This is a genomic window from Tessaracoccus flavescens, assembly GCF_001998865.1.
Taxonomy (GTDB): domain Bacteria; phylum Actinomycetota; class Actinomycetes; order Propionibacteriales; family Propionibacteriaceae; genus Arachnia; species Arachnia flavescens.
On sequence record NZ_CP019607.1, the window covers coordinates 305,858 to 327,495 of the forward strand.

Annotated in this window: 22 protein-coding genes; 10 read left to right on the forward strand and 12 right to left on the reverse strand. The window is 68.9% G+C overall.

The window, feature by feature from the left end:
- Positions 1 to 73: 73 nt before the first annotated feature.
- From BW733_RS01495 to BW733_RS01510, 4 genes are read left to right on the forward strand one after another with little or no spacing between them, the layout of a single operon-like run.
- Positions 74 to 454 carry a lycopene cyclase domain-containing protein gene (locus BW733_RS01495; RefSeq protein ID WP_077347260.1) on the forward strand — a complete coding sequence of 127 codons (381 nt, stop codon included), beginning with the start codon at positions 74 to 76 and terminating at the stop codon, positions 452 to 454.
- A complete protein-coding gene (locus BW733_RS01500) occupies positions 447 to 761 on the forward strand; it encodes a lycopene cyclase domain-containing protein (RefSeq protein ID WP_077352625.1) in 315 nt (104 codons plus the stop codon). The genes BW733_RS01495 and BW733_RS01500 overlap by 8 nt, the downstream gene beginning before the upstream one ends.
- The gene (locus BW733_RS01505; protein ID WP_152024516.1) at positions 758 to 1,462 is read left to right on the forward strand and encodes a class I SAM-dependent methyltransferase; all 705 of its coding nucleotides are present in this window, start codon (positions 758 to 760) and stop codon (positions 1,460 to 1,462) included. The genes BW733_RS01500 and BW733_RS01505 overlap by 4 nt, the downstream gene beginning before the upstream one ends.
- On the forward strand, positions 1,459 to 2,967 hold the full coding sequence (locus tag BW733_RS01510) for an FAD-dependent oxidoreductase (RefSeq protein WP_077347262.1): 1,509 nt from the start codon (positions 1,459 to 1,461) through the stop codon (positions 2,965 to 2,967). The genes BW733_RS01505 and BW733_RS01510 overlap by 4 nt, the downstream gene beginning before the upstream one ends.
- Here the strand turns inward: BW733_RS01510 and crtI are convergent.
- From crtI to rpsB, 9 genes are all read right to left on the reverse strand, one after another.
- Complete coding sequence (crtI, locus tag BW733_RS01515) at positions 2,964 to 4,535, reverse strand: phytoene desaturase family protein (protein ID WP_077347264.1); 1,572 nt, start codon at positions 4,533 to 4,535, stop codon at positions 2,964 to 2,966. The genes BW733_RS01510 and crtI overlap by 4 nt on opposite strands.
- Positions 4,532 to 5,404 carry a phytoene/squalene synthase family protein gene (locus BW733_RS01520; protein WP_077347266.1) on the reverse strand — a complete coding sequence of 291 codons (873 nt, stop codon included), beginning with the start codon at positions 5,402 to 5,404 and terminating at the stop codon, positions 4,532 to 4,534. The genes crtI and BW733_RS01520 overlap by 4 nt, the downstream gene beginning before the upstream one ends.
- On the reverse strand, positions 5,401 to 6,447 hold the full coding sequence (locus BW733_RS01525) for a polyprenyl synthetase family protein (RefSeq protein ID WP_152024517.1): 1,047 nt from the start codon (positions 6,445 to 6,447) through the stop codon (positions 5,401 to 5,403). The genes BW733_RS01520 and BW733_RS01525 overlap by 4 nt, the downstream gene beginning before the upstream one ends.
- A 134-nt stretch (positions 6,448 to 6,581) precedes the next feature.
- Positions 6,582 to 7,706, reverse strand: coding sequence for a dual-specificity RNA methyltransferase RlmN (gene rlmN / locus BW733_RS01530; protein ID WP_077347268.1), 1,125 nt, complete (start codon positions 7,704 to 7,706; stop codon positions 6,582 to 6,584).
- 18 nt (positions 7,707 to 7,724) lie between these two features.
- Entirely contained in the window at positions 7,725 to 8,588 is an 864-nt protein-coding gene (locus BW733_RS01535; RefSeq protein WP_077347270.1) for a phosphatidate cytidylyltransferase, read from the reverse strand.
- Positions 8,588 to 9,142 (reverse strand): ribosome recycling factor, encoded by a 555-nt coding sequence (gene frr / locus BW733_RS01540; RefSeq protein ID WP_241389333.1) that lies wholly within the window; start codon positions 9,140 to 9,142, stop codon positions 8,588 to 8,590. Before frr ends, BW733_RS01535 begins: the two co-directional genes overlap by 1 nt.
- A gap of 35 nt (positions 9,143 to 9,177) precedes the next feature.
- Complete coding sequence (gene pyrH, locus BW733_RS01545) at positions 9,178 to 9,888, reverse strand: UMP kinase (RefSeq protein ID WP_077352629.1); 711 nt, start codon at positions 9,886 to 9,888, stop codon at positions 9,178 to 9,180.
- Between the two features lie 95 nt (positions 9,889 to 9,983).
- On the reverse strand, positions 9,984 to 10,793 hold the full coding sequence (gene tsf, locus BW733_RS01550) for a translation elongation factor Ts (protein WP_077347274.1): 810 nt from the start codon (positions 10,791 to 10,793) through the stop codon (positions 9,984 to 9,986).
- Between the two features lie 29 nt (positions 10,794 to 10,822).
- Entirely contained in the window at positions 10,823 to 11,746 is a 924-nt protein-coding gene (rpsB, locus tag BW733_RS01555; protein ID WP_077347276.1) for a 30S ribosomal protein S2, read from the reverse strand.
- Positions 11,747 to 12,040: 294 nt separating this feature from the next.
- Between rpsB and BW733_RS18130 the strand changes: the two genes are divergently transcribed.
- Positions 12,041 to 12,943: a peptidoglycan DD-metalloendopeptidase family protein gene (locus BW733_RS18130; RefSeq protein WP_161490102.1), complete on the forward strand. Its 903-nt coding sequence runs from the start codon at positions 12,041 to 12,043 to the stop codon at positions 12,941 to 12,943.
- Positions 12,944 to 12,945: 2 nt separating this feature from the next.
- On the opposite strand, the gene BW733_RS01565 is transcribed toward BW733_RS18130, so the two are convergent.
- Positions 12,946 to 13,851 carry a tyrosine recombinase XerC gene (locus BW733_RS01565; protein WP_077347278.1) on the reverse strand — a complete coding sequence of 302 codons (906 nt, stop codon included), beginning with the start codon at positions 13,849 to 13,851 and terminating at the stop codon, positions 12,946 to 12,948.
- A 99-nt stretch (positions 13,852 to 13,950) separates the two neighbouring features.
- Between BW733_RS01565 and def the strand changes: the two genes are divergently transcribed.
- The 4 genes from def (at position 13,951) to BW733_RS01580 (ending at position 18,953) form a co-directional block, all read left to right on the forward strand.
- Complete coding sequence (def, locus tag BW733_RS01570) at positions 13,951 to 14,556, forward strand: peptide deformylase (RefSeq protein WP_077347280.1); 606 nt, start codon at positions 13,951 to 13,953, stop codon at positions 14,554 to 14,556.
- Between the two features lie 46 nt (positions 14,557 to 14,602).
- Positions 14,603 to 14,725, forward strand: coding sequence for a hypothetical protein (locus BW733_RS19745; protein ID WP_257787456.1), 123 nt, complete (start codon positions 14,603 to 14,605; stop codon positions 14,723 to 14,725).
- Between the two features lie 364 nt (positions 14,726 to 15,089).
- Positions 15,090 to 15,938: an MFS transporter gene (locus BW733_RS01575; RefSeq protein ID WP_202970249.1), complete on the forward strand. Its 849-nt coding sequence runs from the start codon at positions 15,090 to 15,092 to the stop codon at positions 15,936 to 15,938.
- A gap of 132 nt (positions 15,939 to 16,070) precedes the next feature.
- Entirely contained in the window at positions 16,071 to 18,953 is a 2,883-nt protein-coding gene (locus BW733_RS01580; protein WP_077347282.1) for an ExeM/NucH family extracellular endonuclease, read from the forward strand.
- On the opposite strand, the gene BW733_RS01585 is transcribed toward BW733_RS01580, so the two are convergent.
- A complete protein-coding gene (locus BW733_RS01585) occupies positions 18,938 to 19,711 on the reverse strand; it encodes a TrmH family RNA methyltransferase (RefSeq protein WP_077347284.1) in 774 nt (257 codons plus the stop codon). The two genes, BW733_RS01580 and BW733_RS01585, sit on opposite strands and share 16 nt — an antisense overlap.
- Positions 19,712 to 19,720: 9 nt before the next feature.
- Positions 19,721 to 20,590, reverse strand: a complete 870-nt coding sequence (locus BW733_RS01590) for a MurR/RpiR family transcriptional regulator (protein WP_077347286.1) — start codon at positions 20,588 to 20,590, stop codon at positions 19,721 to 19,723.
- Positions 20,591 to 20,722: 132 nt separating this feature from the next.
- On the opposite strand from BW733_RS01590, the gene murQ reads away from it, so the two are divergent.
- Positions 20,723 to 21,610 carry an N-acetylmuramic acid 6-phosphate etherase gene (murQ, locus tag BW733_RS01595; protein ID WP_443081355.1) on the forward strand — a complete coding sequence of 296 codons (888 nt, stop codon included), beginning with the start codon at positions 20,723 to 20,725 and terminating at the stop codon, positions 21,608 to 21,610.
- The last annotated feature ends 28 nt before the right edge of the window (positions 21,611 to 21,638 follow it).

Consider the following 21,638-nt stretch of genomic DNA (forward strand, 5'->3'; position numbering starts at 1 on the left):
CGCCACCATCTGACGAGACCCGTCCGGGCGCCGGGCACCGTGGCCTAGGATCGACGAAGCGGAGGGAGCGACGTTGGACAACTGGCAGTATCTGATCGTGCTGGGCCTGTGCATCCTCATCACCCTCCCCCTCGAGTTCGGCTTCGGCGCCCGCGTCTACCGCAATCCCCGGCGGCTGGTCCTCGCCATGGCGCCGATGCTTGTCATCTTCATCGCCTGGGACATCCTCGGCATCCTGCGCGGCCACTGGTGGTACAGCGAGCGGTATCTGAGCGGGCTGAAGATCGGCGTCATCCCGATCGAGGAGATCGCCTTCTTCCTCGTGATCCCGATCTGCGGGCTGCTCACCTATGAGGGCGTCAGGAAGGTGTGGGCCGTGCTGACCACACCCGGACGCATCACGTGGAGCCTGCGCGACGGGCTCGAGCGCGTCAGCGAGGAAGCCGATGCCTGAGTACACCGTCCTCACCGCCGTCTCCATCGTCCTGGTGGTCGCCTTCGAACTGCTGTGGGCGAGGACGGGCATCTTCCGCTCCGGCATCTACTGGGGCTCGATGGCCATCGTGTTCTTCTTCATGATCTGGGTGGACGGCTGGCTCACGAAGCTGAGCGCCCCGCTCGTGCTCTACGAGCCGGCCATGATGCTCGGGGTCCGTTTCCCCTGGGACATTCCCGTCGAGGACTTCGGGTTCGGGTTCTCCATGGTGACCTTGACCATCATCTGCTGGATCCGGCTCGGCCGGGAGGAGAAGAAGGCGTGAGCGAACTTCGAGACGCGTTCGACCGTGGGGCCGCCAGATACGACCTGCTGGTCGGACTCAACCCCGGCTACCACGCGCACCTGCACTCCGCCGCGGCGTCGCTTGCCTCCCGGATCCCGGCCGACGGTCTCATCCTCGACCTCGCCTGCGGTTCGGGCGCCTCGACCGCGGCCCTCGGCGCGGCGGCCCCGGCGGCCCGCCAGGTGCTCGGTGTCGACCTGTCCGACGGGATGCTCGAGCGCGCGAGGTCGAAGCCATGGCCCGCGAAAGTGTCCTTCCAGCAGGGGCGGGTCGGCGACCTCGACCGTGAGCGCGTCGGCACCGGATGGGACGGCGTGTTCGCCAGCTACCTCATGCGCAACGTGCCCGCGGCCGAGCGCGACGCGGCGCTGCGCGAGATCCACTCGCTGCTGGCCCCCGGCGGCTGGCTCGTGCTGCAGGAGTACAGCGTCGAGGGCGACCGCCTCGCCACCGCCGTCTGGGACGCGGTGAGCTGGGGCGTGATCATCCCCCTCGGCACCGTGATCGACCGCAATCCTGGCCTCTACCGCTACCTGTGGCGCAGCGTGCGCGACTACGACGCGAAGCACGTCGCGCTCGAGCGGATGGCCCGCGCCGGTTTCGTCGACCTCGCCTCGCGCACCGTCGGTGGGTGGCAGCGCGGCATCCTGCACACGTTCATCGGAAGGAGACCGCTGTGAGCGGGCTTCCCGGGCGCGACCGGCGCGCCGTCCTCCACCGGGCCGGAGGCGGCACGCCTCAGGTCGCGGAGCCGCGTAGCGCCATCGTGATCGGGGGCGGCATCGCCGGCCTGGCCGCCGCGTCTGCCCTGTCCAGGCGAGGGGTCGCCGTGCGGCTCCTGGAGTCCGACGACCGGCTCGGCGGCAGAGTGGCTGCTTGGCCGCTCGGCGACGGACGCACCATGAGCCGCGGCTTCCACGCGTTCTTCCGGCAGTACTACAACCTGCGCGCCCTCCTCCGCACGGCCGACCCGGATCTGGCGCGGCTGATCCCGGTCGAGGACTACCCCCTGCAAAGGCCCGACGGGATGCGCGACAGCTTCGCCTCCATTCCCCGGACCCCGCCGTGGAGCGTGCTCGGGTTCGTCGTCAAGTCTCCGACGTTCACGCTGCCCTCGCTCGCGGCCGTGAACGTGCCTGCCGCGCTGGAACTGCTGCGGGTCGGGTTTCCCGGGACCTACTCGCGCTACGAGGGCGAGTCGGCCGCCGCGTTCCTCGACCGGCTGCGCTTTCCCCTTGATGCGCGCGACCTTGCGCTCGAGGTGTTCGCCAGATCGTTCTTCGCCGACCCTGAGGACTTCGCCGCGGGCGAGCTCGTCGCCATGTTCCACACCTACTTCCTCGGCTCTGCGGAGGGGCTGCTGTTCGATGTCCCCGACGATGACTACGACACGGCGCTGTGGGCCCCGCTCGCCGAGCGACTGCGCGCCGACGGCGTAGAGATCCTCACGTCGACACCCGTGTCGTCAATCCGGCTCGACGAGCGGCGCGCGGCAGTGCTCAGCGACGGTGGCGCCTTCGAGGCCGACGCCGTCGTCCTCGCCACCGACCCGCGCTCCGCGCGCAGCCTGGTGGCGGGCATCGACTCCTCCGACCTGAGCGGTTGGCGGGAAAGGGTGGCCCGGACCCGCAACGCTGCGCCGTTCACCGTGGTGCGGCTGTGGTTCGACGGGCAGGTCTCGCCGGAGCGGGTCGCCTTCCTCGGCACGAGCGGCTACGGCCCGCTCGACAACGTCTCGGTGCTGGAGCGCTTCGAGGCGGGGGCCGCCCGCTGGTCGGCGCAGGCCGGAGGATCGGTCATCGAACTGCACGGCTACGCCTCACCCGCCGAGGTGATGTCGGACGATGCCGCCGCGGCGCGGGTGGTCGCGGACCTCGAGGCGCAACTGGCCCGCGTCTATCCCGAGACGGCGGGCATGAAGGTGCTGCACCGCGAGGTGCAGATCCGCGACGACTGTTCCGTGATCGGCCCGACCGGCTGGGACGAGCGTCCCGGTGTCGAGACACCGTCCGGGCGACTGGTCCTGGCCGGCGACTGGGTGCGCTGCGACTATCCCGTCGCGCTGATGGAGCGAGCGGCCACCACGGGCTTCCTGGCGGCCAACAGCCTGCTCGCCCGCTGGGGCGCGGCCGGTCAGGACGTCTGGACGGTCCCCATGCGTGGGCTGCTCGGGCCCCGCCGCTAGAGGGAACTCAGCGGTCCCGGGCGGTGATCGCCGCGGATGTGCTTGAGCACCACCTCCGCGCTGATCAGGCACATCGGCACGCCGATGCCGGGAGCGGTCGTGCCGCCGGCGTAGAACAGGCCCTCCACCTTCCGGGAGCGGTTCTGTGCCCTGAACATGGCGCTCTGGCTGAGCACGTGGGCGGGGCCGAGCATGCCACCGCTCCACGAGTTGTAGTCGCGCGCGAAGTCGCGAGGGCCGACGGTGCGGCGCAGCACCACCCGCTCTGCAAGGTCGTCGATCCCCGCCCAGTCGGCGATCTGAGCGATGGCGCTGTCGGCCACGGCCTCCACCGACGGGTCCCCGGCGCCGTCGTCGCCTCCGGATCCGATGCCGGTGTCGGCGGGGACGGGGACGAGGATGAACAGGTTCTCGTGGCCTTCGGGCGCCGCCCCCGGATCGGTGGCGCTGGTGCGTGACACGTAGATCGACGCCGGCTCCGGGATCCGCGGACGGTCACCGAAGATCGCCTCGAAGTTCTCGTCCCAGTCCTCCACGAAGAACAGGCTGTGGTGCGGCAACTCGTCGAGCCGGCCGCGCACACCCAACATCACCAGGACGGCCCCTGGGCCGCTGATCTTGCGGTCCCACCAGCGCTGCGGGTAGGTGCGCTCCTCCGCCCGCAGCAGCCGCGTCTCGGTGTGGTGGAGATCCGCCGCGGAGACCACGAGGTCGGCCGCGCTGTGGTGGCGGAGGCCGTCGGCATCGACCCACTCCACGCCCGTGGCCTTCCGCTTCCGGCCTCTCCCCTCACAGGTGGTGATCGCCGTGGCCGTTGCGCCGAGCGTGATCCGCACCCCGTTGTCGCGCGCCAGCCGCTCGAGGGCCGCGATAATGCGGGTGAACCCTCCCTGCGGGTACCGGACTGCGTCGCCGAGGTCCAAGCTGCTCATCATGTGGTACATCGAGGGCACCATGGCGGGCGCCGCACCCAGGAACACGGCGGGATATCCGAGGATCTGCCGCAGCACCCGGTCATCGAAGCGCCTACCGATGTGGCGGTCGAGCCGCACGCTCAGCAGCGCGGAGAGGCGCGGCAGGTTCCTCAGGACCTCGGGCCGTGCCAGCCGTTCGAAGCGCGTAAACGGGTTGTAGAGGAACCAGCGGTAGGCCAGCGACTTCACGTCCTCTGCGGAGCGCAGATACCTCCTCAGCCGTGCCCCTGCGCCGCGCTCACGACGTTCGAACAGGTCGATCACCTTCTCGGCGCCGCGCGGCACCACCGTCGCGGGCGTCGGCGCACCGTCGGTCCGCGGGCTGAACACGGCGTAGCCGGGATCGAGGGCGACGAGATCGAGCTGTTCCCTCGTGCTGCTGCCGAGCAGCGAGAAGTAGTGGTCGAACACCTCCGGCATCAGGTACCAGGAGGGACCGGTGTCGAAGCGGAAGCCGTCCCGGTCGAAGCGTCCCGCGCGACCACCCAGCTCCTCGCGGGCCTCCAGCAGTTCGACCTCATGCCCGTCGCGGGCGAGCAGAGCAGCTGTCGCGAGCCCCGCGACGCCGCCTCCGACGACGACGACCCGGCTCACGCCCTGACCAGCCAACCGGATGCGACGACCCTGCCGATCAGCAGCGCCTTGACCGAGTTGGGCACGCTCACCCGACGCTGGTACAGCTCCTCGACGCTTGTGCGTTCGATCCGGTCCACGACCTCCGCGAACAGCGCAGTCGCGGAGCGCACCGCGATTCTCGCGTCCCTCGGCAGGAGCCGCACGGCCTCGTCCGCGGTGCGGAGCTGGTCGCGGATCTGACCGATCCAGCTGTCCCGTGCGGCGGTGTCGAGCCGGCCTGCAGCACCGAGATAGCTGCGCGACAGCTGCCCCGTGTCCTCGGCGAGGTCCCGCAGGAAGTTGATGTCTTGGAAGGCGGCCCCGAGAGCGCGCGCCCCGGCCTCCAGGCGTTCGGTCTCCTCGGGGCTGTAGCACCGGCCCTTGACGAAGACGCGCAGGCACATCAGACCGACCACCTCCGCGGAGCCGTAGACGTAGGCGTCATGTTCGTCGCGGTCGAGGCTGCGTTGCTCGGCGAGGTCGGAGCGCATCGACGCGAAGAACGGATCCACCAGTTCGAGCGTGATGCCACATTCGCGGGCGGTGCAGGCGAACGCGTGGATGACCAGGTCGCTGCTGTAGCCGGAGTCCATGGCCCGGTGCGTCTCCGCCACGAACCGCGCGAGCGAGGCCTCCTGCTCACCAAGGGCTAGCCCGGCCCCCGCCGCGACGCCGTCTACCAGTTCGTCTGCGACCCTGACAAGGGCGTAGATGTTGCGGATGTGCTGTCGGTGCCGCCTGCCGAAGAGCCTCGTCGCCGCGCCGAACGAGGTCGAGTAGGAGGCGATCACCTGGTTCGCCGCTCGCTCGGCCGTCGCCCGGTAACGCTGGAGCGGGGTCCCCGTCACGACTGCCTCCCCTCGAGGTCGTGCTGGATCCTCAGCAGGACGAGTCGGGTGGCGCCAGGAAGCGCGCCACCTGTGATGAGCTGCCGGGTCGAGTGCAGCTGCTCCTCCACCAGGTCCTCGACGAAGCGGCGGGCGCCGCACTCCTCCAGCAGGGCGACGATCTCGAGCGCCTGGTCCCCGGTGAGTTCATGCGTGCCGAGCAGGGGCTCGATGCGTCCCCACTGCGCGCTGCCACGGGCATGCGCGACGAGGGCGGTCTGCTTTCCTTCGCGTAGGTCGGACCACCGGTCCTTGCCGTGCAGGCTTGCCTCCCCGAAGGTGGAGAGGAGATCGTCCTGGAGCTGATAGACGAGTCCGAGGCGCCCGCCGATGGCGGCGAGGGTCTCCTCGAGCGCACGCGGCGCACCGGCCAGGATCGCCGCGAGGCGCAGCGGAAGCTCACAGGTGTAGGCGGCCGTCTTCCAGGTGGTCATGTCGACGACGGTCGCGATGTCGGGCTCGATCACCCCGACGCTCAGTGCCACGTCGGCATGCTCCCCCGCCACGGTCTCCGTGACGATCCGCTCGAGGTGGTCGAGCACCCGAAGCCGCACCTCACGGGTCGTGTCGATCCGGGCGAACCGCAGATGGGAGGCGCTCGTGAGCAGGTCACCCATGAGGATCGCGCTGCTGTGCGCCCAGTTCAGGTCGCCATGGTCCTCGACGAGGGTGCCGACCAGGTTGGGATGTCCGCGACGCAGCAGGTCGCCGTCGATCACGTCGTCATGGAGCAGGAACGCGAGATGCAACAGCTCGACGGCGACGCTGAGCTCGACCGCTGTCCGCCACCCGAGCCCGTCCGGGCGGAGCGTGTCGAAGACCTCGAGCAGCATCCGTGGGCGGAGCAGCTTCCCCCCGAGGGAGTTCTCGCGGGCAAGTTCCCACAGCCGTTCGAACTGCGCTCCGAAGCGCATCGCGTCGCGGGAGCGCTCAGCGAAGAAGGCCTCAAGCTCGGCCTGGACCAGTTCCTCCCATGTCGAGGTCTCCGGGGCGGGGGCGCTCACGCGTGGTGCCGCTCATCGCCTGCAGCAGGCGCCTCGAATTCAGCAGTGTTCACTGGTCCCCCTGTCTTCCGATCACCCATCATGACCCATGATCGACCCGAAAACGGGCCGAATCGCGGATTGATCGGCGAACCTCAGGGCCCGGAGACGCTCGCCGCGAGCTGACCGCAGGCGCCGTCGATCTCCTGGCCGCGGGTGTCGCGGAGGGTGACCGGGACCCCGCGCCGCTCGAGGGTCTCGATGAAGGCGACCTCGTCGGCCTTGCGGGAAGCGGTCCACTTCGAGCCGGGGGTGGGGTTCAACGGGATGAGGTTGACGTGCACCCAGCCCCAGTCTCCGCGGCGCTTGAGCACCTTCGCGAGCAGCTCGGCGCGCTCGACCTGGTCGTTGATGTCGCGCATCATGGCGTACTCGATCGAGACCCGTCGCTTCGTCTTCTTCGCGTACTCCCACGCGGCGTCGACGACCTCGTCGACCTTCCACCGGTTGTTGATCGGGACGATCTCGTCGCGCAGTTCGTCGTCGGGGGCGTGCAGCGACACGGCGAGCGTCAGCGGCAGCCCCTCGTCGGTGAGCCGGTTGATCTGGGGGACGAGGCCGACGGTCGAGACAGTGATGTGGCGGGCGCTCATGCCGAAGCCGTTGGGGCTCGGCTCCACGAAGGTGCGGATCGAGCCCATGACCGCGTTGTAGTTGGCGAGCGGCTCACCCATGCCCATGAAGACGATGTTGTTGAGGCGCCCGGTGGCTCCAGGCACGACCCCGGAGGCGATCTGCTGGTCGGCTGCAAGCACCTGGGCGGTGATCTCGCCCTGGGACAGGTTGCGCTTCAGGCCGCCCTGGCCGGTGGCGCAGAAGGGGCAGGCCATGCCGCAGCCGGCCTGCGAGGAGATGCACAGCGTCGTCCGGTTCGGGTAGCGCATCAGCACCGACTCGAGCAGCGAACCGTCGTGCAGCTTCCACAGCGTCTTGACGGTGCTGCCGTCGTCCGTGGTGCGGCGGGTGACCTGCTCCAGCAGGTTCGGGAACAGCTGCTCACCGAGATCCGTGCGGATCGCGGCGGGCAGATCGGTGAAGTTGGCGGCGTCGACCTCCAGCCGGTCAAAGACGTGCCGGGAGATCTGGTCGGCGCGGAAGCGCGGAAGGCCGAGCTTCTCCGTCGCCTCGACGCGCTCCTCGGGAGCAAGGTCGAGCCAGTGCTTCGGCGGCTTCCCGCGGCGGGGAGCCTCGAACACGAGAGGCAGGGAGGTTGGAGACACGCGCTTGTCCTTCCGGCGTCAGCCGCCGACGGTGAGATGGAGAATCGCCCAGCCCACCGGCATGGCCACGAGCAGCGAATCGAGACGATCCATGATGCCGCCGTGACCCGGCAGGAAGTTGGACATGTCCTTCAAGCCTACGTCGCGCTTGATCAAGGATTCAACCAGGTCGCCGACGGTGCCAGCGAGGCTGAGCAGGACGCCGAGCAGCAACCCGATCACCCAGGAGATGTCGAGCAGGAAGATCGCGGAAAGCACGCCGATGGCCCCCGCGAAGACGAGTCCGCCGACGAAGCCCTCCCAGGTCTTGCTCGGGCTGATCTTCGGCGCCATCTTGTGCCTGCCGAGGGTCACTCCGGTCACGTAGGCACCTGTGTCGGAGCCGATCACGCACATCACGATCACCAGGATCCGCAGCGTTCCGTTCTCGGCCGCGAGCAGCAGCGGAACGGAGCCACCGAGCAGAGGGATGTAAGCGAGGATGAACGCGCTGGCCGACACGTCCTGGATGAAGCCGTCCTGTCCCCCGCGCAGGCGCAGCGTGAGCGAGACGATCATCGTCAGGCACAGGCAGATCAGCATGAACGCCGTCGGCGTCACCGTCAGCTTGGCCATCACGGCTGCGTAGGCGCCGAGGATGGACACGACCGTCCCGATCACGATCGGCACGATCTCGGAACGCATGCCCTTGAGTTGGAGCGCCCGGTGCACCTCGACGGTGCCGAGCGCGAGCGCGGCGCCCGCGAAGAGGGCGAAGAACCACGGGGCCCACAGCAGCCCGACGGCGACCGCGGCGAACAGGCCGACTCCGACGCCGATGGCAGCCGGGAGGTCCCGGCCGGCCTTCGACGTCTTGGTGATCGCAGCCTGCCCGTCGGTCATCAGACTTCGGCCAGCTCGGCTTCCTTGGTCTTGAGCACCTCGTCGACGCTCTCCACGAACCTCTTCGTGGTGCCGTCGAGGGCCTTCTCGGCGCGGACGAGGTCGTCCTCGCTGATCTCGCCGTCCTTCTGGAGCTTCTTCAGCTGGTCGTTGGCGTGGCGGCGGATGTTGCGCACGGCGATGCGCGCGTCCTCGGCCTTGCCCTTGGCCATCTTGATGTACTCCCTGCGGCGTTCCTCGGTCAGCTGCGGCATCACGATGCGCACGGCGTTACCGTCATTGCCGGGGTTGACGCCCAGGTCGGCATCGCGGATGGCCTTCTCGATGGCACCGATGGCGCTGCGGTCGAAGGGGGTGATCAGCAACGAGCGGGGATCGGGAGAGGTGAACTGGGCGAGCTGCTGCAAGGGCGTCGGCGCACCGTAGTAGTCGGCCTGGATCTTGCTGAACATCGCAGGATGCGCGCGTCCCGTGCGGATCGTGGCCATGTCCTCGCGGGCGTGGTCCACCGCCTGCTGCATCTTCGTGGAGGCTTCCTGCTGGATTTCGGCGATCATGTTTGACGGCTCCTAATGCCTGGACGGTTTTCTTAGCGGGTGACGATGGTTCCGATGGGCTCACCCGCGACTGCGCGGGCGATGTTGCCTGGCTCGGACAGGGAGAAGAACACGAGGTTGAGGTTGTTGTCGCGGGCAAGCGAGATCGCGGTGGCGTCTGCGACCTTCAGATCCTCGGTCAGGAACTGGTCGTGCGTGAGGGTGTCGAACTTCTTCGCGTCCGCGTGGACCTTCGGGTCCTTGTCGTAGACGCCGTCGACGCCCTGCTTGCCCATCAGGAGCACCTCGGCACCGATCTCGAGGGCGCGCTGCGCTGCGACGGTGTCGGTCGAGAAGTAGGGCATGCCTGAGCCTGCGCCGAAGATCACGAGTCGGCCCTTCTCCAGGTGGCGCTCGGCGCGACGCGGGATGTAGGGCTCTGCGACCTGGGCCATCGAGATGGCGGACTGCACGCGGGTCTCGATGCCCGCCTTCTCGCAGAAGTCCTGCAACGCGATCGAGTTCATCACGGTGCCGAGCATGCCCATGTAGTCGGCGCGGTCGCGGGCCATGCCGTTCCTGGAGAGCTCAGCACCCCGGAAGTAGTTGCCGCCTCCGACGACCACCGCCACCTGGGTCCCGCTGCGGACCACGTCGGCGATCTGCTGGGCGATGTTCGACACGATCACAGGATCGACGCCGAGCTTGCCCCCTCCGAACTCCTCGCCGGACAGTTTCAACAACACTCGCTGGTATGCCACCAGACCTCCTCGACTGACTGTGCTTGGACATGGCACGTGCGCCGCGACCCTCACAGGTCGCGGCGCACGTAACTCTACTTCACTGAGAGCGGAAGCGCTCAGGCGCCGATGGCGAAGCGCACGAAGCGCACGATCTCGGTGTTGCCGTCCCGGAGGGCGGCGCCGACGGTCTTCTTGTCTTCCCACACGGCGGGCTGGTCCACGAGGACGACGTCCTTGTAGTAGCCACCGACGCGTCCCTCGACGATGCGCGGGAGGGCGGCCTCGGGCTTGCCCTCCTCCTTCGCGGTCGCCTCGGCGATGCGACGCTCGTTCTCGACGAGGTCGGCCGGGACGTCCTCGCGGTGGACCCACTGCGGGGACATGGAGGCGATCTGGAGAGCGACGTGGTGAGCCAGCTCCTCCGAGCCCTTGTACTCGACGAGCACGCCGACCTGCGGGGGCAGGTCAGCTGCACGACGGTGCAGGTAGAGGTGCGTGTCACCGTCGAAGTTGGCGACGTTGGCCACGGACAGGTTCTCGCCGATTTTGGCGCCCAGCTCCTGGACGGCGTCGCCGACCTTCGCGCCGGAGGCCAGCGGGGCCTCGTTCGCGGAGGCGACGTCGGTCGCACCGGAGGCAAGGACGGCGGCAAGGATCTCATCGGCCAGGCCGACGAACTCGGCGTTCTTCGCGACGAAGTCGGTCTCGGCGGCGAACTGGACGAGGGCGCCCTCGCGGCCTGCGACGATGCCGTTGGTGGCCTCGCGGTCGGCGCGCTTGGCGGCCTTTGCCAGGCCGGAGATGCGCAGGCCCTCGACGGCCTTGTCAAAATCGCCGTCGGCCTCGACGAGGGCCTTCTTGGCGTCCATCATGCCCGCGCCGGTTGCGTCGCGGAGCTTCTTCACGTCAGCGGCAGTGATTGCCATGGATGCTCGTTTCTGTGTGTCTCGGTGACTCAGTTGGCTTCGGTGTCTGCGGGCTTCTCGGCCTCGGTCGCCTCAAGAGCGTCCGCGGCCTCGGCCAGCTCGACGGCAGGGGTCTCGGCGGTCTCGCCTGCGGCCTCGGCCAGTTCCTCAGCCTGCGCGTCAGTGGCCTCGGCGACAACCTCGGAGGGCTGCTCGGTGGCCAGGAGCTCGCGCTCCCAGTCGGGCATGGGCTCAGCCTCGGTCTGCTCGCCACCACGGCCGGAGGAGCGGTCCATCAGGCCCTCTGCCGCGGCGTCGGCGATGATGCGGGTGAGCAGGGCGACGGAGCGGATCGCGTCGTCGTTGCCCGGAACCGGGTAGTCGACCTCGTCGGGATCGCAGTTGGTGTCGAGGATGCCGACGATCGGGATGTTCAGCTTGCGGGCCTCGTCGACGGCGAGGTGCTCCTTCTTGGTGTCGACGATCCACACGGCCTGGGGAACCTTGACCATGTCACGGATGCCGCCAAGGGTCTTGTCGAGCTTGGTCTTCTCACGCTCGAGCTGCAGGAGCTCCTTCTTGGTGAGGCCGCTGCCCGCGACGTCGCTGAGATCCATGCCCTCAAGCTCCTTGAGGCGCTGGATGCGCTTGGCGACGGTGTGGAAGTTGGTGAGCATGCCGCCCAGCCAACGCTGGTTCACGTAGGGCATGCCGACGCGGGTCGCCTGCTCGGCGATGGCCTCCTGGGCCTGCTTCTTGGTGCCGACGAACAGAACCTGGCCGCCGCGGGCGACGGTCGACTTGACGTAGTTGTACGCCTTGTCGATGTAGCGCAGCGAGAGCTGGAGGTCGATGATGTAGATGCCGTTGCGCTCGGTGAAGATGAATCGCTTCATCTTGGGGTTCCAGCGGCGGGTCTGATGCCCGAAGTGGACGCCTGCCTCGAGCAGCTGGCGGGTGGTGACGACGGCCATGGCCGGTCCTTTCGCGGCGAGCCACCGGCCCGCCTCAATTGGGTGGACGCGAACGCCCACGAGTGGTTACGTGTGACCCCTGACGAGGCCTTCCCTGATGCGCCCGGATGCCGCACCCGCCGTGAGGCGGGACCACGCGGAAACCGCTTGGCGGCGCATGCGAAGTCAACCCATGAAGGTTGCCGGTCCATGTTACCCCGCGCGCGGCGACGGCGACAAACCAGTCGAGGCCGCTCTGTCCACAGCCACGAAGGCACCTGCAACGACCGCCGGCGGGTGGCCGATCAAGAAGTCATGCGCACACCGGTCCTCGCCATCGTCCTGCTCGTCCCGCTGCTCCTGGTTCCGCGGGTCGCGGCGGCCGACGGTCTCGCACTCGCCCCTCCTGTCGAGGGCGCCTCCGTCCGCGCGTTCGAGGACGTCGGCCGCTATGAGAAGGGCCACCGCGGCGTCGACCTGTCGGCAGACGTCGGTGTGAGGGTCCGGGCCGCCGCCGAGGGTCGCGTGCACTTCGCCGGCTCCGTCGCGGGCGTGCCGACCCTCAGCATCGATCACGGCAACGGTTGGCGCACGACCTATCAGCCCGTGCTCGCGTCCGTGAGTCGTGGCGAGGCCGTCGAGCAGGGCCAGGTGGTCGGTTCGCTTGGCGCGGGCCACTGCGTTCCCCGGGCCTGCCTGCACTGGGGCCTGACCGACGGCACGCGGTACGCCGATCCGATGGCCTATCTCACGACGCCGGAGATCCGGCTCGTTCCGCACGGCACGGAGCCGGTCCCTCCTCCCCCGGTGCTTGGCGCCGCCACGGCAGCGGGCCCCGTTGGCGGGCTGCCGGTCAGGGGAAGGCACACCTCCCCCTTCGGGATGCGCCGTCATCCCGTGACAGGGGTGTGGAAGCTGCACGACGGCACCGATCTCGCGGCCGCCTGCGGCACACCCGTCGTCGCACCGAGCCCAGGCACCGTCACAAGGGCCTACTTCCACGCGGCCTACGGCTGGCGGGTCTTCGTCGACCATGGCGGCGGGCTCGTCACCGCGTACAACCATCTGCCCGGGCTTGAGGTGCGCCCAGGCGTGGTGCTCCGGGCGGGGCAGCGGCTCGGCGTGGTCGGCAACACGGGGCTCTCGACGGGCTGCCACCTGCACTGGATGGCCTGGCAGGCGGGGCGCCTGATCGATCCGCTCACGTTGGTCACGTGAGCTCAGGCGCGCGGGTGCGCCTGTCGATAGGCGGCGCGGAGCCGCTCGGTGGTGACGTGCGTGTAGATCTGGGTGGTGGCCACCGACGCGTGGCCGAGCATCTCCTGCACGCTGCGCAGATCGGCGCCGCCCTCGATCAGATGCGTCGCCATGGCGTGCCGCAGGGCGTGCGGGCCCACCTCGGCGCCGGGTCCGGCGGCTCTCGTCGCCTCGTGGACGACCCTTCGCGCGACCCGCGGGTCGAGCGCCCCTCCGCGCGCGCCGAGGAAGACGGTGTCGGGGCTCGCCGGGCTGGCGACCTCCGACCTGCGCCCGAGCCAGGCGTCGAGCGCGGTCAGCGCAGGCACCCCGAGCGGGACCGTTCGCTGCTTTCCTCCCTTGCCGAGGACCGTCACCGAGCGACGCCCCCGGTCGACAGCACCGAGGCCGAGGGCACAGAGCTCCGAGACCCGCAGTCCGCTGGAGTAGAGCACCTCGACGAGGGCGAGGTCGCGAAGGGCCAACGGGTCACCCTCCTCGAGGACCCTCGCCTCGGCGGCGCCGATCGTGTCTCCGATGGCCGCGCCCGTCGGAACCTTCGGCAGCCGCCTGCCCCGCTTCGGAGCCTTGAGCCTCGTCGCGGGGTCGTTCCCGACCAGCCCCTCACCGGCGGCCCAGGCGAAGAACCCCCGCACGCTCGCGACCCTGCGCTGGATCGTCGAAGATGCCGCACCTGCCTCCGACATGTCGGCCAGCCAGCCGCGCAGCCGAGAAAGCGTCACCTTTCCCGGCTCCACCTCGACGGCCGCCGCCAACTCGCGCAGGTCCGTGCTGTAGGCGCGAACGGTGTGCTCGGAGAGGCCGCGCCCGGAGGCGAGGTGCGCCGCGTACTCCTCGATCAGGGCGCGCCAACCGGCACTGAGTTCCATGTCGCAAGTCTCGCGCAGCGGCAGCAGGGCGGGCGGGCACGACACCCGTTGCGGCATACTTGTATCGGCCCTGAGCACCCGAACCACTGGAGGAGCCACATGTCCGGAGCCGACCTGACCCAAGGTGGCAAGGTCCTGCCCATCACTCGCTGGGGCACCCCGGTTATGCACGCGAAGACGCGGCCGGTGACCGATTTCGGCGACGAACTGCACCAGCTGATCCGCGACATGTTCGCCACCATGCGGGCCGCGGACGGGGTCGGGCTCGCCGCGACCCAGGTGGGCGTCGACCTCGCGGTGTTCGTCTACGAGTGCCCCGATGCCGACGACCGGATCCAGATCGGCGTCGTGTGCAACCCCGAGGTGACGCTGCCCGAGGGCAACGCCCGCAACCTCGAGGCGGCCGACGAGGGCTGCCTCTCCTACCCCGGCGGCTACCAGAGCCTCGCCCGGCCCGACCACTCGACCTGCACCGGCCAGGACGCCGAGGGCAACGACATCACCGTCACCGGGACCGGGCTCCTCTCCCGCTGCCTGCAGCACGAGACCGACCACCTCAACGGCATGGTCTTCGGCGACCGGCTCTCCGCAAGGTCCCGCCGCCAGCTGGACAAGAAGGTGGCCGAACTCGCCTTCCGGTACCCGGACGACTGGCCAGTCTCGCCGAAGGCGAAGGCCGCCACCCCGGAGTCAGCCGACGCCTGAGCCTGGGCGGCCTCGCGCCCGCCCTAGCGGGTGCTAGCGTCCTGCCTTGATCCCTGCGGCGTCACGCCGCGCCGACGACGTCTTCTGGAACGTTGCCATGTCCACCCGCCGTACCGGCCTGCTCGCCACCCTGATCGGGCTGCGCGGCAACGGGCGCGCCTGCGTCTAAACCGAGCCCATGTGGGGCCTCTCCATGGTTCTCGTCCTGCCCTACGCGTCGGTGTTCATGCTGGCGCTCGGACTCGACGACGGCACCATCGGCCTGCTCGCCACCATCTCGACGCTGTCGCAGGTGGTCTTCGGGCTGCTCAGCGGTGTGATCACCGACAAGCTCGGACGCAGAACCACCACGGCGGTCTTCGACCTGATCGCCTGGTCGCTGCCCTGCCTGATCTGGGCCTTCGCGCAGAACTTCTGGGGGGTTCCTGGCAGCCTCGCTGATCAACGGAGCCTGGCAGATCACCCAGAACTCGTGGGACTGCCTGCTCGTCGAGGACGTCGACCGGCGCCAGATCCCGCACGTCTACTCCCTGGTGAAGGTGGCCGCCGACCTGTCGGCGGTCTTCGCCCCCATCGCTGCGCTGCTGGTGGCCCAGTTCGGCCTGGTGCCCGCCGTGCGCATCCTCTACCTCAGCGCCTTCCTGATCATGACGGCGAAGGTCTACCTGCTGTGGCGCTTCTCGAAGGAGACCACCACCGGGGAGCAGCGCAAGGCCCAGGTCCGCGGGGTCAGCCTCTGGACCTCGCTCAAGGGTTACCGCGGGGTGCTCGGGTTGATCCTGCACTCCAAGGGGACGCTGTTCTCACTGGCGGTCTCCGCGATCGTGGCCGCCGTCACGCTCGTCACCGGCACGTTCTGGCAGGTCGCCATCAACACGCGGCTCGGCGTGCCCGACGCCCTCCTGCCGTACTTCCCGATGGTGCGGTCCCTCCTGTCGATGGTCTTCTTCTTCAGCCTCATCCCCTACCTCACCGGCGGGAAGAACCTGAAGCGCCCGACCCAGCTCGGCTTCCTCGTCTACCTGGCAGGTCAACTCCTGCTCCTCGCGATCCCCGTGCCAGGTGGGGCGGCGACGACCCAGACCTATCTGCTGCTCGGGGTCTGCCTGCTGCTCGACGCGTTCGGCTCCGGCATCCTCTTCATGCTCGCCGAGTCGCTCGTCGCGCTGCACGTCGACCGCGACGAACGCTCGAGGGTGATGGCGATCCAGCGCACGGTGGTGATGCTGGCGGCGTCGCCCTTCGGCTGGTTCTCCGGCTGGCTGTCCGGGATCGACAGGTCGTGGCCGTTCTGGCTCACCTCGGCCCTGCTCGCCCTTGGCCTCGCGATCAGCACCTGGCTGTGGGCGACGACCCACGAGCACGACGAGACCGACTCCTAGGCCCGACCCGGATCAGCCGTCTTCGGGCATCTCCTGCTGAGGGAGTTTGCCCGCCGTTCACCCCCAATCCCCCAAAACGTTGTTCCGATCCGCTTAGGCTCCCGGGTACCCATCGTTCCCCACGGAGGCGCAATGTTGATTTCCCGACCACCCGTGATCGCGGCGGCCGCAGCCCTTGTCTGCAGCCTCGCTGTCGCCCTACCCACCCAGGCCACGGCCGCACCGTCAACGCTGATGATCAGCGGCTACCTGGAGGGCTTGAGCAACAACAAGGCCATCGAGCTCTACAACCCCACCGACGCCCCCATCGCCCTGAGCGACTACTCGCTGCGCATGTTTGCCAACGGCGCCACGAGCCCCACGAACACCTGGACCGGGGCGGCCGGAGTACAGCTGGCCCCCGGCGAGCACTTCCTGATCGTGCACGGCCAGGCTGTGGCCGCGCTCAAGGACAAGGGCGACATCGTCCACGCCGTGACCAACTTCAACGGTGACGACGCGCTGCAACTTCTGACCGGTTCCACCGTCGTCGACTCCTTCGGACAGACCGGCGTCGACCCGGGAGACGCCTGGATCGGTGCAGACGTGACCACCAAGGACTCCACGCTGTTGCGCAACGGCTGCGTCACCGACACCGACCCGAGCGACGCGTTCGACCCGTCGGCGCAGTGGGTCGGCCACCCGAGCGACGCGTTCGACCTGCTCGGCACCTTCTCCTGCGACGGCACGGTCCCGACCCCGACGCCCACTCCCACCCCCAGCCCGACCGCGACGCCAGGCACCGTCATCCCGATCGGCGCGGTCCAGGGCGCGACGGACGTCAGCCCCATGAACGGGCAGAGCGTCACCGTCGAGGGCACCGTCACCGGCAACTTCCAGACCGGCGGGTTCGCCGGCTACTTCCTGCAGGACGAGGGCGACGGCGACGACGCCACCTCCGACGGCATCTTCGTCTACTCGCAGTCCAACCCCGCCAACGTGGCGGTCGGCACGAGGCTGCGCGTGACGGGCAAGGTCGCCGAGCACTACAACCAGACCCAGATCACCCCGACAACCGTCAGCGTCCTCGACGGGACGGCGACCGTCGCGCCAACCGACGTGCAGCTCCCTCTCGAGGACAAGGAGCGCTACGAGTCGATGCTGCTGCGCTTCCCCGACAAGCTGACCATCCTCGAGTACTACGACTACGACCGCTACGGCACCCTCGTGGCGGGCACCGCCCGCCAGGACACGCCGACCGCCGTGGTCGAGCCCGGCAAGCCGGCCCAGGACCTGCTCGCCCAGAACGAGGCCAACCGGATCATCCTCGACGACGGCCTGACCTCGCAGAACCCGACCCCGCTTCGCCACCCCAACGGGAAGTCCTTCGCCCGTGACAACTACTTCCGCGGCGGCGACTCGGTGGCCAACATCACCGGCGTGCTCGTCTACAACTTCGACGAGTGGAAGATCGAGCCGACGGCCGGAGCCGACTACGAGGCCGTCAACCATCGTCCCGAGGTGCCGGAGGTCGGCGGCGACGTGAAGATCGCCTCAATGAACGTGCTCAACTACTTCACCACCCTGACCAGCCAGGACAAGAACGCGCGCGGCGCGGACAACGTCGAGGAGTTCGAGCGTCAGCAGGCCAAGATCGTCGCGGCGCTGGCCGCGATGGACGCCGACGTGGTCGGCATGATGGAGATCGAGAACAACGGCACCGCCGTGGAGAACCTCGTCAAGGCGCTCAACGCCCACCTCGGCACCGAGACCTACGCCGCGGTCAACACCGGCGTGGTCGGCTCTGACGTGATCTTCCAGGCCTTCATCTACAAGCCGGCGACGGTGTCGCTCTCGGGCAAGTGGGTCGCCTACGACTACAAGGACTCCCGCAACCGGCCCACCCTCGTCCAGACCTTCGAGGAGAAGGCGAGCGGAGAGAAGTTCAACGTCGCGGTCAACCACCTCAAGTCGAAAGGCTCAGCGTGTGACGCCTCCGATCCGAACACCGGTGACGGTCAGGGAGAATGCAACCTGACCCGCGTAAACGCCGTCAAGACCATGACCACCTGGTTGGCGGGCGACCCGACCGGACAGGGCGCAGACCGCACCGTCGTCATGGGTGACCTCAACGCGTACGACCACGAGGATCCGATCGATGCTCTCACCGAGGCCGGCTACGTCGATCTCGAGAAGAAGTTCGGTGGGGAGCATGCGTACAGCTACGTGTTCGACGGCATGATCGGCTATCTCGACTACGCGCTGGCCAACAAGGCGCTCGAGCCCCACGTCACCGGCTCGGCCGCCTGGCACATCAATGCGGACGAGTCCGATCTGTTCGACTACGACACCTCGTACAAGAAGCCGAACGAGCAGGCCCTGTGGGCGGCTGATCCCTACCGTTCCTCCGACCACGACCCGGTCCTGCTCGGGTTGAAGCTGACCGACGAGCCCACCACCCCCAGCCCCTCGCCGAGCCCCTCTCCGTCCGCTTCACCGACGCCGAGCGCATCGCCGACGCCGACCGCGACACCGACGCCCAAGCCGACGGCGACCCCGACGCGCCCAGGTGGGGTCTACACGACCCCCGGCTACCACGTCTCGGGTGGGCGTCGCTGGTTCACCGAGTGTGAGTCCTACTCCGTGACCGAGCGCTGCTTCACCTACATCTGGGCCACCCAGATCAAGCAGGTCGGCGGCCGCTACGTGCAGAGCAACGGGTGGGTGTTCAACAACCTCACCTACCTGCCCTCGCCCCGCTCGGTGTGGGCGGGCAACCCGCTCGCCACCCCGGGCCGCCACGTCGTGGCCGGCCGCACCTGGGTGACCGAGTGCGACACCCCCAAGACCGGCCGCAACGGCTGCCGCTCGTACGTCAAGGCCTCGGTGCTCACCCAGGTCCGGACCTCCGGCGGGACCAGTTACGCGCCTGGGTCGACAAGTTGGTGTTCAACAACATCGTCATGTTCTCCTGAACCGACGATCGGAGGGGGCGGGCCGCGCGTGCGGTCCGCCCCTTCTCATCTGAGCGCGTAGGCGAGGATGGCCGCCGCGGTGGCGACGTTGAGCGAGTCGACCCGGTCGGTCATCTCGATCCTGACGTGGTCGTCCGCGGCCGCCTGCCACGCCTCGCTCAGGCCCGCGCCCTCCGTCCCGAGCAGCAGCGCCACCTTCTCCGACGGCTCGAAGCGGGAGAGGTCCACCGCGCCCGGTCGAAGCGTCGCGGCGACGAGCCGGAAACCGGCCTCGCGCAGGGCGTGCAACTCGGCCTCGCCGGTCATGCGACGCCACGGCAACTCGAGCGAGGCGCCCATCGACGACTTGATCGCCCTGCGGTACAGAGGGTCCGCCGAGCCCCCGGTGACGAGCAGCCCGTCCCACCCGAGGCCGGCCGCCACGCGCACGATGGCGCCGAGGTTGGCGTGGTCGACGATCTCCTCGCAGACGACCAGTCGCCTTCCGCCAAGCAACGAGCCGAGAGGCGCCTGGGCCGGTCGTTCGAACGAGCCCAGCGCCCCGCGGTGCACATGGAAGCCGCTGACCTGCTCGATCATCGTCTCCTTGGCGACGTAGACGGGAACCTCCGGCCAGTCCTCGAGCACGTGCCGCAGCCCCTCCAGCCAGCGCGGCTGCAGCAGCAGCGACCTCGGCGTGCAGCCAGCCGCGAAGGCACGCTCGATGATCTTCAGCCCCTCGGCGATGAACCGGTCCTCGTCGCGGCGCAACTGCGCGTCGCGCAGCCCCGCGAAGTCGCGCAGGCGTTCGTCGCAGCGGTCGTCAACCTCGATCAGCACGCGCCAAGGTTAGCCCTCCACGCGATGCTGTTCGAGGACGGCCACCCGGGTCGCCTCGAGTGCCGACTCCAGATCGTCGAAGCGCAGCTGTGCCACCCGCACGAACAGGAAGTCGACGACCGCCAACTGCGCCATGCGACTGGCGAGGGCGGCCGCACGCAGTTGGGCCTCGCGCGCGCTGGTGAGCAGGACGATGTCGGCGGCCTTCGCCACCGGTGACTCGGGAGCGTTGGTCACGGCGACGGTGAGCGCCCCGCGCGCCCGCGCCAGCTTGACGCTCCGGTACACCTCGACGGTGGAGCCCCCGAACGAGAACGCGACCAGCACGCTGTCCGGCGAGGCGAGGGCCGCCTGGGTCAGCTGGACGTGGGTGTCGGGCGAGTACTGGCACATCAGGCCGATTCTCTGCAGCTTCTGCGCCAGGTCCCCCGCGGCAAGACCCGATGCCCCGACGCCGATCGCGCACGTCTGGCTGGCCTCCGCGATCGCGTGGGCGACGGTGTCGAGGTCGGCGTGATCGATCAGCCTCGCGGTCTGCTCGATGGAGCGGGCCTCGTGGAAGGCGAGCTTTGTCACGACATCCGCGAGTGAGTCGGTCGAGTTGATCTGCCCCTCGGCGATGTCCGAACGCTCCAATTCGACCTGCCTGCGCGACAGTTCCCTCGCGAGCGCGATCCGCAGTTCGGGCAGCCCCGAGAAGCCCAGCGCCCTGGCGAAGCGCACGACACTTGCCTGCGATGCCTCGGCGTTGGCCGCGAGCGAGGCGACGGTGCTCGTCAGCGCCGCGTCGGGGTCGTCAAGCACGGCCCGCGCCACCCGCGCCTCGGCCGGGCGCAGCGTGTGGACCGCGCGCCGGATGCGGTCGATCACGTCATCCATGTTCCCTCCCCGCCTCACCGGTCGGTGAGCCAATTCTGGCACAGCCGACCCACCGCAATGTAGTAACGCTTCACAGATAAGGGTTCTCATGCAAGAATGCTTCAGATCCGATCACCCCCGAAGGAGAGGGCCGTGACGAACACAACGGAGTCGCGCAACCCGCGCACGCTCAACCTCGACGAGCTGGGCACGGAGGAGTTCCTCACCGTGATGAATGACGAGGACCGACGGGTGCCCGCCGCGGTCGCCGAGGCACTGCCCGAGATCGCCCTGGCCGTCGATCTGATCGCCGAACGCATGCGCAGCGGTGGGCGACTCATCTATCTGGGTGCTGGCACGAGCGGACGGCTCGGCGTGCTCGACGCGGCGGAATGCCCGCCAACCTTCGGTACCGACCCCGGCGAGGTCATCGGCCTGCTGGCCGGCGGTGAGGGGGCCATGTTCCGAGCGGTGGAGGGAGCGGAGGACTCGGCGTCGCTCGGCGCAGACGACCTGCGCGGCATCAACCTCACCCTCGACGACGTCGTCGTGGGAATCGCCGCTTCAGGGGGTACCCCGTACGTCATCGGTGGTCTCGACCACGCCCGCGGCATCGGGGCAGGAACCGTCTCGCTGACCTGCAACCGCGGAGCCCCGGTCAGCGACCACGCGGACGTCGCGATCGAGGTCGACAACGGGCCCGAGGTCCTGACCGGATCGACAAGGCTCAAGGCGGGCACCAGTCAGAAACTGGTGCTCAACATGCTGTCGACAGCCACCATGGTGCGGCTCGGGAAGGTCTACGGAAACCTGATGGTGGACGTGAAGGCGACCAATATCAAACTCCGCGACCGCGTCATCCGCATCGTCCGGGCGGCCACCGACTGTTCGGCCGACGAGGCGAAGGCGGCCCTCGATCAGGCGGACAACCACGCAAAGACCGCCATCGTCATGATCCTCTGCGGCGTCGATGCCCCGACGGCACGCGAACGCCTCGCCACGGCCGACGGCTTCGTCCGCTCAGCCATCACCCGGCAGTGAAGCCGACATTCCACCCAGGAAGGTAGAC